This window comes from Sphingomonas sp. IC4-52, assembly GCF_020707225.1.
Lineage (GTDB): Bacteria > Pseudomonadota > Alphaproteobacteria > Sphingomonadales > Sphingomonadaceae > Sphingomonas.
In genome coordinates, this window is record NZ_JAJFEU010000002.1 from 222,726 (window position 1) to 235,788 (window position 13,063).

General features: G+C 64.5%; 11 protein-coding genes. 5 read left to right on the forward strand and 6 right to left on the reverse strand.

Annotated features, from left to right (window positions below; all coding sequences use genetic code 11):
• Positions 1-131: 131 nt before the first annotated feature.
• On the reverse strand, positions 132-2,237 hold the full coding sequence (locus LK535_RS07475) for a RelA/SpoT family protein (protein ID WP_227771277.1): 2,106 nt from the start codon (positions 2,235-2,237) through the stop codon (positions 132-134).
• A 112-nt stretch (positions 2,238-2,349) separates the two neighbouring features.
• On the reverse strand, positions 2,350-2,709 hold the full coding sequence (locus LK535_RS07480) for a CC_3452 family protein (protein ID WP_227771278.1): 360 nt from the start codon (positions 2,707-2,709) through the stop codon (positions 2,350-2,352).
• Positions 2,710-2,865: 156 nt separating this feature from the next.
• Here LK535_RS07480 and LK535_RS07485 point away from each other — a divergent pair, with 156 nt between their 5' ends.
• Positions 2,866-3,339: a winged helix-turn-helix transcriptional regulator gene (locus LK535_RS07485; RefSeq protein WP_227771279.1), complete on the forward strand. Its 474-nt coding sequence runs from the start codon at positions 2,866-2,868 to the stop codon at positions 3,337-3,339.
• Between the two features lie 62 nt (positions 3,340-3,401).
• Here the strand turns inward: LK535_RS07485 and LK535_RS07490 are convergent, their stop codons facing one another.
• The gene (locus LK535_RS07490) at positions 3,402-4,127 is read right to left on the reverse strand and encodes a dienelactone hydrolase family protein (RefSeq protein WP_227771280.1); all 726 of its coding nucleotides are present in this window, start codon (positions 4,125-4,127) and stop codon (positions 3,402-3,404) included.
• A 124-nt stretch (positions 4,128-4,251) separates the two neighbouring features.
• Between LK535_RS07490 and gpmA the strand changes: the two genes are divergently transcribed.
• From gpmA to LK535_RS07505, 3 genes are all read left to right on the forward strand, one after another.
• On the forward strand, positions 4,252-4,938 hold the full coding sequence (gene gpmA / locus LK535_RS07495; RefSeq protein ID WP_227771281.1) for a 2,3-diphosphoglycerate-dependent phosphoglycerate mutase: 687 nt from the start codon (positions 4,252-4,254) through the stop codon (positions 4,936-4,938).
• A 20-nt stretch (positions 4,939-4,958) separates the two neighbouring features.
• Positions 4,959-5,855, forward strand: a complete 897-nt coding sequence (rarD, locus tag LK535_RS07500; RefSeq protein WP_227771282.1) for an EamA family transporter RarD — start codon at positions 4,959-4,961, stop codon at positions 5,853-5,855.
• A gap of 73 nt (positions 5,856-5,928) precedes the next feature.
• The gene (locus LK535_RS07505; protein ID WP_227771283.1) at positions 5,929-6,603 is read left to right on the forward strand and encodes an NAD(P)H-dependent oxidoreductase; all 675 of its coding nucleotides are present in this window, start codon (positions 5,929-5,931) and stop codon (positions 6,601-6,603) included.
• Between the two features lie 34 nt (positions 6,604-6,637).
• Here the strand turns inward: LK535_RS07505 and LK535_RS07510 are convergent, their stop codons facing one another.
• On the reverse strand, positions 6,638-7,885 hold the full coding sequence (locus tag LK535_RS07510) for a putative DNA modification/repair radical SAM protein (RefSeq protein WP_227771284.1): 1,248 nt from the start codon (positions 7,883-7,885) through the stop codon (positions 6,638-6,640).
• 67 nt (positions 7,886-7,952) lie between these two features.
• Here LK535_RS07510 and LK535_RS07515 point away from each other — a divergent pair, with 67 nt between their 5' ends.
• Positions 7,953-9,191, forward strand: a complete 1,239-nt coding sequence (locus tag LK535_RS07515) for a glycosyltransferase 87 family protein (protein ID WP_227771285.1) — start codon at positions 7,953-7,955, stop codon at positions 9,189-9,191.
• 23 nt (positions 9,192-9,214) lie between these two features.
• Here LK535_RS07515 and LK535_RS07520 read toward each other — a convergent pair whose 3' ends face one another.
• Together LK535_RS07520 and smc are read right to left on the reverse strand one after the other, a co-directional pair.
• Positions 9,215-9,565: a GFA family protein gene (locus LK535_RS07520; protein WP_227771286.1), complete on the reverse strand. Its 351-nt coding sequence runs from the start codon at positions 9,563-9,565 to the stop codon at positions 9,215-9,217.
• Positions 9,566-9,655: 90 nt separating this feature from the next.
• Entirely contained in the window at positions 9,656-13,054 is a 3,399-nt protein-coding gene (gene smc, locus LK535_RS07525; protein WP_227771287.1) for a chromosome segregation protein SMC, read from the reverse strand.
• Between the last annotated feature and the right edge of the window lie 9 nt (positions 13,055-13,063).

The window sequence follows — 13,063 nt, forward strand, 5'->3', positions numbered from 1 at the left end:
GTCATGGCAGTCATGATGCCGCAAGTGAGCGCGGCAGCTTTCTCCACCATCGGCGGCGACGCGATAAGAGCGCCCCTTTGCCGCCGCCTTTGTGGCAGGCGCCTGCAAGCAGCCGTGTGTCGTAGCCTTGATCAGACCCGTTCGACAGAGTTCACCGCGTCCGCAGCCCGCAATGCTGCCAGGAGGCGCATCAACTGATGGGCGTCATGAACCTCGACGTCGATCATATTGGTGTGGAACTGGGTGTCCCGCGTATCGAGACGCAGGTTGATGATGTTCGCCTTGTGCTGCCCGATGATCGTGGCCAGCACACCCAGAGCGCCGGGTTCGTTCTTCACCTCAACCGAGATGCGCGCCGTGGCCCCCTCGGTCTTGGTGCCCCATTTCACGTCCAGCCAGTCGGTTTCCTCCTCCGACCGATCTGCGAGTTCGGCAAGGGTCGGGCAGTCGATCCGGTGCACCTCGATGGACGCGTCGGGGCGGCGCAAGCCGACGATGCGGTCGCCGGGAACAGGATGGCAGCACTCGCCCAGTTCATACGCGACGCCTGGCGCAAGGCCGTCGATCGAGATCGCTGAGGATTGCGGCGGCGCATGAGCGACATCGGCGCCGGCCGACCCCGGCATCAGCGCCTCCATCACCTGGGCATCGGTCAGAGTGCGCCGGGCGATCGCTTGCATGAGCGCTGCGTCATCGGCCAGTTTCAGGCGCTTGAGCGCGTGAGAGAGCGCATCGCTTCCCAATGGCGCGGGCAGGCGTGCAACAATGTCGTCGTAAAGCTTGCGGCCGAGCGCAATTGTCTGGTCGCGTTCGACCTGCCGCAAGTGGCGGCGGATCGCAGCGAGGGCCTTGCCGGTGATCGCAAAGTTCATCCAGTTCGGCTGCGGCGTTTGCGCCTTGGAACGAAGCACCTGCACCTGGTCGCCATTCTCGATCACGGTGCGCAGCGGAACGACCCGGCCGTTGATCTTCGCGCCGACCGCTTGATCTCCAAGATCAGTGTGAACGGCGTAAGCGAAGTCGATCGGTGTGGCACCCTTGGGTAATTGGATCAGTTCGCCCTTCGGCGTGAAGGCGAAGATGCGGTCCTGGTACATCGCCATGCGGGTGTGTTCGAGCAGCTCCTCGGGGCTGCCGGCGGTGTCCAGGATCTCCACCAGATCGGCGATCCAGCTATGCTGGGTCTGCGGGCTGACCCGGGCGCCCTGCTTGTAGGCCCAGTGTGCCGCTAGGCCGAACTCGGCCTCGGCATGCATTTCCTCCGTGCGGATCTGGATTTCAACGCGCTGATTCTCGGCGTGGATCACTGACGTGTGAAGCGAGCGATAGCCGTTGCGCTTGGGCGTGGAGATGTAATCCTTGAACCGGCCGGGCACCATCGGCCAGCGGCGATGGATATGGCCCAGTGCCGCGTAGCAATCATTCTCCGTTTTCACGATCGCCCGAAAGGCCATGATGTCGGACAGCTGCTCAAAGCTGATGTGCCGCTCCTGCATCTTGCGCCAGATGCTGTACGGGTGCTTCTCGCGACCGGTCACTTCTACTTCGATCCCGTGTCGCGAAAGAAGCATCTTTAGGCCTGATGCGATTTTCGCGATCCGATCGCCCCCGCCGGATTTCAGCTGTTCCAGACGGCGGGTAATCGACTGATAGGCTTCGGGTTCGAGCTGCTGGAAGGCGAGCGTCTGCATCTCCTTCATGAACTCATACATGCCGATCCGCTCGGCCAGCGGCGCATAGATCTCCATCGTCTCGCGCGCGATGCGGCGACGTTTCTCTTCGGACTTGATGAAGTGAAGCGTCCGCATGTTGTGTAGCCGATCGGCCAGCTTCACCAGCAGGACCCGGATGTCGCCTGACATGGCGAGCAGGAACTTGCGCAGGTTCTCTGCTGCGCGCTCGCTTTCTGTCTGCGCCTCGATCTTGCTCAGCTTGGTGACGCCCTCGACCAAACGGGCAACATTATCCCCGAACAACTGCTGGATCTGGTCGCTGGTCGCGACCGTATCCTCAACGGTGTCGTGCAGGATCGCGGTTGCGATCGTTTCATCGTCCAGATGAAGTTCGGTCAGGATGCCGGCGACCTCGATCGGATGGCTAAAATAGGGATCGCCGCTGGCGCGCTTCTGCGTCCCATGAGCGTTCACGGAGAAGACGTAGGCGCGATTAAGCAGCGCCTCGTCGGCGTCCGGGTCATATTCGAGGACCCGATCTACAAGTTCATATTGCCGCAGCACGGTTAGGATCTGAGCAGGCGGAAGATTCTTTGCAACAAAAAAGGGCTAGGCAGAAAAAAGGGGCCCGCATCCAGCGATGCAGACCCCATCCGTTTATCGGCGGGAGTGCCGATCAGTTGGTCGGTGCCTGAGCGGTCTCCGTCCTCACGGCCACCGCCTTGCCGCCCTTCGCCTTGGCGTTGCAGGTGTCGAGCTCTGCACCGTCAAATGCCTCTCCGTTCACGGAAAACCCGGTGAGCGCACCAGCGCTGCGCGCCACAAGCTGGCACGCGATCATCTCGCGGATGGGTGCGTTGGTCGCCACATAGGCGCCGTCACGAACCTGCCACGACGTATCCCGGGTAATCAGGAAGCTCTTGGTGGGCGCAGCCGCGGGCGTCGCGACATAGGTGTCGCGCGGACCCGCGGAAACACCGGCGGCAGCAAGGATCGCCGCGGAGGCGAGAACCGACTTTGCAAGGATGCGAATCATCGAAACCACTCCCCAAAAACCTAATGCGTTCCACCTAATTGCTGCACAAGCGAGTTTCAATAGACAACTCGCATATGCGAGTTGCTTATCGAAACTTTTATTTTCTATTCGGCGTAGACTTGTGGATGGGCTAGCGTCGCCGCGAGAGGAGCATTGATGGACAAGTTGCGGGAACCCTTGGGAGAATGCAGCCTCCCCGCCGCACTGGAGACAATGGGCGAGCGTTGGGCGTTCCTGATCCTGCGGGCGGCGTTCAACGGATTGCGCCACTTCGAGGAATTTCAGTCCGAGTTGGGGATTGCGCGCAACATCCTTGCCAGCAGGCTGGGGCGCTTTGTCGATCATGGGATCATGGAGCGTCAGTCCCTCGTCGAGGACCGTCGCAAGATCGCTTACTGCCTGACGGACAAGGGTTATGCGCTACTGCCGACCATGGTCGCGTTGCGGCAATGGGGCGAGCGCTGGGAAACGGGCTGCCCTGCCTTTCCGATCTTGGTTGACGCGCGCGACAATCGGCCGATCCAGCAGGTTGCCGTCCTGAGCCATGACGGCCGTGTGCTCGGGAAAGATGATCTTCACTGGGCGCAGCCCGGCGAGGTCGGCCATGAAGATCGTGACGCGGCGGAATAGGCGGGCTTAAACCACGCCGGCATGGCGAAAGCGGCGGCGGACGGATCCGCCGCCACGACAGGTTAGATGAACAATTCGGCGAGAAAGTCGCTCATCGCCTTCCAGCTGCGGCGATCCGCGCGTTCTTCATAGGCAACGCCGGGAGCGGCTGGCTTGACCAGTTCTGCATCGGTGAATGCGTGGCCTGCATTACCATAGGCGTGGATCTGCCAGTCAGCCTTCGCTTCGGTGAGCTCACGACCCAAGGCGACCATCTGATCCGGTGTTGCTAAAGGATCTTCCCAGCCGTGGCAGACGAGCAGCTTTGCCGTGATTGAGGATACGTTGGCATAGTCGGGTCGATCATAGACGCCGTGAAAGCTTACCCCACCCAAGATAGGCAGCCCACTGCGCGCCATATCCAGCACGCACTTGCCCCCGAAGCAGAAGCCGATTGCGGCGACTTTGGTGGGGTCCACCGCGGAAAAACCCCGCAACGCCTCGAGCGACGCAGATAGACGATCGCGCAGCAACGCGCGGTCGGCGTTCAGCATGTCCATATACTCGGGAACGTTCTCGCTCTCGCGTGTCTTGCGCTTCCCCTGGCCGTAAACATCACAGGCGAGGGCGACGTAGCCGAGTTTCGCAAGATCCTCAGCCTTCCTGTTGTCCGACTCCTTCTGGCCCAGGATGTTGGGGCACACGAGCACGCCCGGACGCGGTGTTTCCACCTCGTCTTCCCAGGCGATAACGCCTTCGAACGGGCCGCCCGGACCGTCATAAACCAGGGTCTGCCGGACGATCGCCATTGCACTCTCCTCTCAAAGGTTGCCCTTCAGCTTGTCGAAGGGCTCTCCTTCTCTCTATCAGCGCGGCAACAATGGAAAAGCCAGCGCGTCGTGAACAAAGGCGCGAACGGGAGAAATGAGACACATGCCCAAGCTCGTCCTGATCCGCCACGGCCAGTCCGCATGGAACCTTGAGAACCGCTTCACCGGCTGGTGGGACGTGGATGTGACGGAGAAAGGCGCCGCCGAAGCCAAAGCGGCGGGCGAGCTGATGGCAGCAAAGGGCCTCGACTTTGACCTGACCTTTACCTCGCTTCAGACGCGGGCGATCAAGACGTTGAACATTGCGCTGGAGGCAATGGGCCGTCTTTGGCTGCCGACGGAAAAGCACTGGCGCCTCAACGAGCGCCATTATGGCGGTCTCACTGGTCTCGACAAAGCGGAGACAGCGGCCAAGCATGGCGACGAGCAGGTGCATATCTGGCGCCGCAGCTTTGACATCCCGCCGCCGGCGGCCGAAGCGGGCAGTGCCTATGACCTGACCAACGATCGCCGCTACGCCGGCATCGACATTCCGGCGACGGAAAGCCTCAAGGACACCATCGCGCGGGTTTTACCCTATTGGGAGGAGCGGATCGCACCTGCGCTGAAGGACGGGCAGCGGGTGCTGATCTCCGCCCATGGCAATTCGCTACGTGCGCTCGTGAAGCATCTGTCGAACATTCCGGACGACGAGATCACCAGCCTGGAGATCCCGACCGGGCAGCCGATCGTCTATGAGCTCGACGATCAGCTGGCAGCCACCGATCGCTACTACCTCAGCGAACGCTAATCGACAGAAGGGTCGCCGCATTGACTGAAAACGCCGCGCGCGGCGGTCTGCTGCTGGGCCTTGGTGCCTATGCGATGTGGGGCGTCTTGCCGCTCTATTTCCGCCTGCTTGCGTCGGTTCCAGCGATCGAGGTGCTGGCGCACCGGGTGATCTGGTCGCTGGTGCTCCTCGTCGGCGTCGTCAGCGTCATGGGGCGCTGGCGAGCGGTTCGGGCGGCCATTAACCCGCGCACTCTCGCGATGCTGGTTGCCAGTGCAGCGCTGATCGGGATCAACTGGCTGATCTATATCTGGGCGGTCAACAACGGGCACACCTTGGCGGGCAGCCTCGGCTATTTCATCAACCCGCTGCTGAACGTCGCATTAGGCGTGGTGGTGCTCGGCGAGCGGCTGCGTAAGTGGCAGGGCGTTGCCATCGCGCTTGCTAGCGTGGGCGTGCTGGCGATGGCCTTTGTTGCGCTCGATACCTTGTGGATCTCGCTCTCTCTCGCGGTGAGTTTCGGCCTGTACGGGCTCGTGCGCAAGGTCGTGGCGATCGACTCGCTGGGCGGGCTCCTGATCGAGACGCTGCTCCTCGCTCCGCTTTCGCTTGGCTATGTCGCGGTTGTCGGAAGTGCAGGCAGTGGCGCGATGGGTGCCGCCCGGTCGACGGACGTGCTTCTCGTTCTGCTGGGTGCGTTAACTGCGCTGCCGTTGCTGATGTTCGCCGCGGCCGCGCGGCGGCTTCCCTATTCCACATTGGCGCTGCTTCAATATGTCGCGCCGACTCTTCAGTTCATTGTCGCCGTAGCGATCTTTGGGGAGCCCCTGCGGCCGCTGCACCTGCTGGTCTTTTCGCTGATCTGGACGGGGTGCGCGATTTTCGCCTGGGATAGTGTCCGGGGCGCTCGGGCGCGTCGTCTCGCTCTGGAGCCGTAACGGGATCTGCACGTTCGATCACCGGGCCGGACATGCTATGTGATGCGGTGATACAAGCTACGGAGGTTACGATATGAGCCGGTCGCAATCCGATGTGATCCGCCACCATCTGGTATTCGCCAACCCGAACCGTGGCAGTTTCGATGGCCAGATCGTCGACGCTTATGTGGAGGCGGCTGAGCGTCATGGGCAGCAGGTGATCGTCCGTGATCTCTACGCCATGGGTTTCGACCCTGTGCTGCGTGATGAGGAGCGGCCACTACACGGAAACGGCGAGATCTCGCCCGACGTCGCAGCCGAGCTGGAGCTGCTTCAGACGGCGCAGATCCTTGTGCTAGTCTACCCGATCTGGTTCGCTCTGCCGCCGGCCATCATGAAGGGTTATGTCGACCGGGTGCTCGGCTCCGGGTACAGTTTTCGCGACGTTCAGCAGCAGTCCGGCCACCCGGCGCTGAGGGGAAAGCCGCTTCTGTCATTCAGCACGTCGGGCACGTCATTGTCATGGCTGCACGAAAAGGGGCAGGTCGGCTCGCTGCGCGAAATTTTCGACGCCTATCTGTGGCAGGGGTTCGGCATGCAGCAAGCCGAGCACATCAGGATCGATTCCGTCGTACCGGATATGAAGGCCGATTACGCCGCGCAGCAGCTTGATCGAGTCCGCGCAACGGCCGAACGAACCTGTGCGATGTTGTTGAGCGCGCGGCATTCGCAGCGAACGGATGCAGTGATGTCCCGAACGGGGGACTAATCCCACCCCGCTTGATCTGCGCGCTTGTTGGCGCTCAAGCGGCGAAAAGCTCGAGCTGCTTCTTCTTCGGCGCGACGAGCGGCTTCAACTCTGCCTTGTCGGTCAAGGCGACGGGGCGCCAATCCTCCGTGACGATGAACGGGCGGATCTTCGCTATCGAAACAGTGAGCCGCGCCACGTCCTCCAGTCGCAAGCGGCGCCAACGCCGGCTGGTGAGGATATTGGCCACCGCCTTCGTGCCGAGACCGGGGACACGAAGCAGAAGTTCGCGCGGCGCCCGGTTCACGTCCACCGGGAAGCTATCGCGAAACTTCAGCGCCCAGGCGAGCTTGGGATCTATATCGAGCGGCAGCATACCGGTGGCTTCATCCGCGGCCGCGACTACTTCGTTCGGTTGGAAGCCGTAGAAACGCATCAGCCAGTCCGACTGATACAGACGATGCTCGCGCATCAACGGTGGTCGTTGAAGAGGTAACACGGCTGAAGCATCGGGAATCGGGCTGAAGGCCGAATAATATACCCGGCGCAGGTCAAACCTGTTGTAGAGCGTTGCCGCCTTGGTGACGATATCACCATCGGTCGCCGCATCCGCGCCAACAATCATCTGCGTCGACTGCCCTGCCGGCGCAAAGCTGGGGGCGGATTTGTAGCGGGATTTCGCGTCCTTGGTATCCAGAATTGACGACTTCATGTCGCCCATCGCACCCTCGATGCGACCACCGTCCTTTTCGGGAGCGAGCCGCTTCAACCCGCTTTCCGTCGGCAATTCGACATTGATAGAGACGCGATCGGCATACAGCCCTGCCTGATGGATCAGCTCGGGATCAGCGTCGGGGATGGTCTTCAGGTGGATGTAGCCGCGGAAATGATGATCCTCGCGCAGCGATCGCGCCACCTCCACGATTTGCTCCATCGTGTAGTTGGATGAGCGAATGATTCCGGAGGAAAGGAACAGTCCTTCGATATAGTTGCGACGATAAAAAGCGAGGGTGAGATTCACGACCTCCTGCGCGGTGAAGCGCGCACGCCGAACATTGGAGCTCTTCCGATTAATGCAATAATGGCAGTCGAAAATGCAGCTGTTGGTCAGCAAAACCTTCAGCAAGCTGATGCAGCGGCCATCCGGGGCATAGGCGTGGCAAATGCCCATCCCCTCTGTGGAGCCCAGCCCCTTGCCATCGCTGGAGTTGCGCTTTGCCGTTCCGGACGATGCACAGGAAGCGTCATATTTTGCCGCATCCGCAAGGATTTCCAGCTTCTGTCGAACGTCGAGCTGCGCCATTCGTTCTACATAAGTTCTCGTTGGGCGCTTGTCGACCTCGTGCGGCGCGCAAGCTATCGACGCAAGGATGGGGACATCGCGTGTTGATCGGCTTGGACCTTATATTCTGCTCGCCCTGACGTGCGCCGCCGGGTGGTTGTTCAAGGCTCATTGTGGCGCGACATGGACCGGCGACGAGCAGTATCTGACCGGCTGCTATTCGGATGCGCTGCCGTTCTGGGGATTGCGAGGCGTAGCCGCGGGCCAACTGCCGTACGTCGAGTCCAGGATCGAGTATCCGGTGCTCACCGGTGCACTGATCTGGCTTGAAGGTCTGGCAGCGCGCACGTTGGCTGGCCCTCGGGCCGACGCGGCTGATTTCCTGCTGGTCGTGTCCATCGTCAATGCAGCATTCGCCTTTGCAGTGCTGAGAATGATGGAGCGCGCGGGCGTGCCGCTGCTGCGGCGCTGGTGCTGGGCCGCCGCGCCGCCACTGATCCTGTACCTTGGGCATAACTGGGACATGCTGGCGGTTGCTCTTGCCATGGCCGCCATCCTCGCTGCTCGGCGCGGTGAGCCGGCAGCAGCAGCCGCGCTGGCGGCGATTGGCACCGCCGCCAAACTTTTCCCCATCTTGTTACTGCCGCTGCTCGGCCTCAGCGCGCTGTTCCAGCGGAACCGTAGTTGGACAGCACGATTTCGCAGCGCCGGTGGGCTGGCGCTTGTTGCAGTCGTCTTCTGGGGCGCGCTGAATGCCCCGCTCGCGGCTCGCGCATTCGAGAACTGGGCCGAATTCTACACATTCAGCCGCGAACGAAGTGGCACCGCTGCATCCGTCTGGGAAATTCTAGCGGTACAAGGATGGTGGAACACGGACCTGGCGACGCGAAACCTCTGGTCGTTTCTGATCTTCGCTGGCGGGGCAGGAGCGATCGTCGCGTTCGGCTGGCCACGGCATCGCGATCACCTCTGGGCCTTGTTCACGCCCGTGCTCGCGTGGTTTCTTCTCACCAACAAAGTCTATTCGCCGCAATTCGACCTTTGGCTCTATCCCTTCCTCCTGTTGACGAGCCGCCGGCTGTGGCCGATCGCCTGGTTCGCGCTCGGGGACGTAGGCGCTTACTGGGCGGAGTTCTGGTTCTTTGCTTCTTTGGGCGGGGGCGGACCGGGCGTGACCCAAATGCATATCGCCTGGGCAGCCGCATTTCGGGCGGCGGCGTTGCTCTGGATAATTGTTGATATTGTACGGGGCCGTGCGCCCGATTGGGTGATGACGAGAGCTCAGCAGGAAGCTCGCAATATCGGGTCAGCTCATCTGAAGCGATGAGGTGGCATCATCACCCAGGCGGGTCAGAACTTCGCTCCATCCACCTTCTCGATCGTCAAAGAATCGAGATCGATGGTCGGAACGCAGCGCAGGTTGATCGCCGCCATCGCGGTTCCGCCCGGCGCTGTACCGCTACCAAAGGGCTGACAACCGCAGGTTGCGCAGAAGCGATGCGCGATCACATGCCTGTTGAAGAAGTACTCGGTTAGCGATTCTGTACCCTGGGTAATCGTCAGCGCCTCCGCGGGTACAAACGACAGCAGAAGTCCCTTCCTGCGGCAATGCGAGCAATTGCAGCTGATCGCTGTCGTGGGGGGTTGGTCATCGACACGAAAGGTGACCTCACCGCAGTGGCAGCTACCCTCAAAAGCCATTTCACTCTCCCGAAACAGCGGTGGATGGTAGCAGTACCGGTCGACACCGCAACAACATGGGGAGGCGGTCGCTCGCCAGGCTGCGGACAATCACTCCGCCGCGAGCAACGTCTCCGCTGCCTGAAGGTCCACCGACACCAATCGGCTGACGCCGCGCTCGATCATGGTGACGCCGAACAGGCGGTGCATGCGGCTCATCGTGACGGCATTGTGGGTGACGATGAGGTAGCGCGTTTCCGTCTCGCGGCTCATGCGATCGAGGAGGTCGCAGAAGCGCTCGATATTGGCGTCGTCGAGCGGAGCGTCGACTTCGTCCAGGACGCAGATCGGCGCGGGATTGGTGAGGAACAGGCCGAAGATGAGCGCGACCGCGGTCAGCGCTTGTTCGCCGCCGGAGAGCAAGGTGAGCGACTGGAGCCGCTTGCCGGGCGGCTGCGCCATGATCTCCAGCCCGGCCTCGAGCGGATCATCCGAATCGACGAGTTCGAGATGCGCCTGGCCGCCGTTGAATAGGGTGGTGAAGAGGCGCCGGAAGTGGCCGTTCACCGCCTCGAACGCGGCAAGCAGGCGCTGGCGGCCTTCGCGATTCAGTGTGCCGATGGAGCCGCGCAGACGATTCACGGCCTGGCCCAGCTCCTCGCGCTCCGCGGCGTTGCCGCTGGCGCCGGCCTCAAGCTCGGCCAGTTCCTGTTCGGCGACGAGATTGACCGGGCCGATGCGCTCGCGGTCGCGGGTCAGCTTGTCGTGCGCGGCGGCTTCTTCCTGCGGAGAGCGGACGTCGGTGCTGTCGAAGCCGACCTTTTCGGGGAGGACGGGCGCGGGGCATTCGAAGCGTTCGCCCGAGACCCGGCCGAACTCGACACGGCGAAGCTCCTGGCTTTCGGCACGGGCGGCAGCGCCGGCACGCGCCTCGCGCGCCGCGGCCAATGCCTCGCCGGCGCGGCGTGCGGCTTCCTCACTCTGGCGCAGCGCGGCCTCGGCGGCGTGTTCGGCGGCGGCGAGTTCGTCCGCGGCCTTGCGCGCGGCGTCATGCGCGGTGGCGGCCTCAGCGATCGCGGCGGCCAGTACGTCAGGACGCGCGGCAAGGGCGGTGGTTTCGGCGGCGATTTCCGCCTCGCGCTTGCCCATGTCGGCAATCCGCCGGGCAGCGTCGCCGGCGCGGGCGCGCCAGCTTTTCACATCGGCCTGTGCGGCGGCGAGGCGGGTGCGGGCGTCCGCCCCGGCGCGCTCGGTGGCGACGCGGGCGGCGCGCGCCTCGGCGACGGCGGCGCGGCGCTGCTCAGCCTCGCGCTGGAGCGTGGTGACGGTGGCGGCGGTGGCGCTGGTATCGGGCAGCGCGGTGAGCGCGGCGGCGGCGGTTTCGTGGTCGCGCGCGGCCTCGTCGCGTTCGGCGGCAGTCCGCGTCGCGCGGGTGTCGAGATCGGCGCGCAGGCCCGCGAGCCGCTCGATCTGGGCGGCGGCGCGGTCCTGGCGGGCGCGCGCCTCGCGGGCGGTTGCATCGGCGCGTGCGAGTTGTTCACGTGCGGCGCGCGCGGCGGTGCGGGCGGCGGCGATCGTCGCTTCCTCGCGGGCAAGATCTGCTTCGGCCACTGCCACGCGCTGGCGGGCGGCGGGGAGCGCTTCGTCGATTGCGGCAAGGCGGTTGAGGCGTTCGAGCCGTTCGGCAGCCGCAGCGCCGCCTTGTTTCGCGACATAGCCGTCCCAGCGGCGGAGCTGGCCGGTGCGGGTGACGAGGCGTTCCCCGGGCGCCAGCGGGCGCTGATCGTCGGTTTCGAGGACGATGATGTGCGCGAGGCGGGGGGCGAGAAGTGGTGGCGCGGTGACGTAGTGGATCAGGCGGTCAGCCGAGGCGCTTGCGCCTCCCTCTGACTGGGCGGCGGCATCTGACCAGTAAGTGCTGGCCTGCTGATCGAGCCCAACCTCCAGATCGTCGCCCAAGGCTGCCGCGAGGGCGCGTTCGTAGCCGGGCGCGGCGCGGACGTGATCAAGCAGGCGGTCGCGGCCCTTGCGCTCAGTGGCGCGGCGGAGCGCGGCAGCCTCGCTGTCGAGCGCGGCGAGATCGGCGCGCGCGGCGGCGCGGGTGGCTTGCGCTGCGTCTCGCGCGGTGAGCGCGGTGCGTTCAGCCGCTTCCGCCTCAGCCTGCGCGATGCGGGCGGTTTCGGCCTGCTGGAGAGCGGCGGCGAGTGTGGCGGCGGCGGTGTCGCGATCATGCTCGATCGGGGCGGCGTCGCCTAGCGCGGCGAGCTGCTGCGCGACCTGTGCCACCTCGCGATTGGCGCGGTCGAGGCGAGTGCGGGCGGCGGTGACGGCGGCCTGGGCGACGCGGGCGTCGGCAGCCTCGGCGGCCTGGCGGGCGAGTGCCTGGGCAAGTGCGACTTCGGCGTCGCGGGCTAGGCGCTCGGCCTCGGCGAGGGCGGCCTCGCGCAGCGGCAGGTCGGTCGCGGCACTGGCGATGGCGGCTTCCAGCGCCTTGCGCTCGGCATCGAGCCGGGCGAGCGCTTCAGCGGCGTCGTTGGCGAGGGCGCCCTCGCGCGTGCGATCGTCGGCGATGCGCGCAGTGGCTTGCGCCAGTTCGGCGAGGCGGCGGCGGGTGGCCTGCTCCTCGGCGCGAAGGGTGGCGAGCTGGTGGGCGATCTCGCTGCTTTGATCGCGCGCGGCGAGGGCGGCGGCGCGTGCGGTGGCGAGCGTTTCGGTGGCCTGTGCCTGCGCGGTCGCGGCCTGTTGCTGGAGAAGATTGGCCGCGGTCACGCGTGCCTCGGCCGCCGCGGCCTCTGCCTTGGCCAGATCGGCAGCGGCGGCTGCTTCGCGCCAACGGGCGAAGATCATCCGTGCCTCGGCGAGCCGGATCTGGGTGGAGAGGAGGCGGTATTTTTCCGCCTGGCGCGCCTGACGGCGGAGCGCGGCGGCGCGTGCCTCCTGATCGGCGATGACTTCGTCGAGCCGCAGCAGATTGGCCTCGGTGGCGCGCAATTTCTGCTCGGCGTCGCGGCGGCGGACGTGCAGGCCCGCGATGCCGGCGGCTTCCTCCAGCATCGCGCGGCGGTCGGTCGGCTTGGCGGCGATCACCGCGCTGATCCGCCCCTGACTGACGAGGGCGGGCGAGTGCGCGCCGGTCGCCGCGTCGGCGAACAGCAGCGACACGTCCTTGGCGCGCACGTCCTTGCCGTCGATGCGATAGGCGCTGCCGGCGCCGCGTTCGATGCGGCGGACGATCTCTGTCTCCGCGCCGTTCACCTCGGCGAGCAGCGACACCTCGGCGAAATCGCGCGGGGGGCGGGTCGCGGTGCCGGCGAAGATCACGTCCTCCATGCCGGCGCCGCGCATCGATTTCGCGCTATTCTCACCCATGGTCCAGCGCAGCGCTTCGAGCAGGTTGGACTTGCCGCAGCCGTTGGGGCCGACGACGCCGGTCAGCCCCGGCTCGATCCTGAGATCGGCCGGATCGACGAAGCTTTTGAAGCCGGAAAGGCGCAGCCGCTTGATCTGCACAGTCGCGCA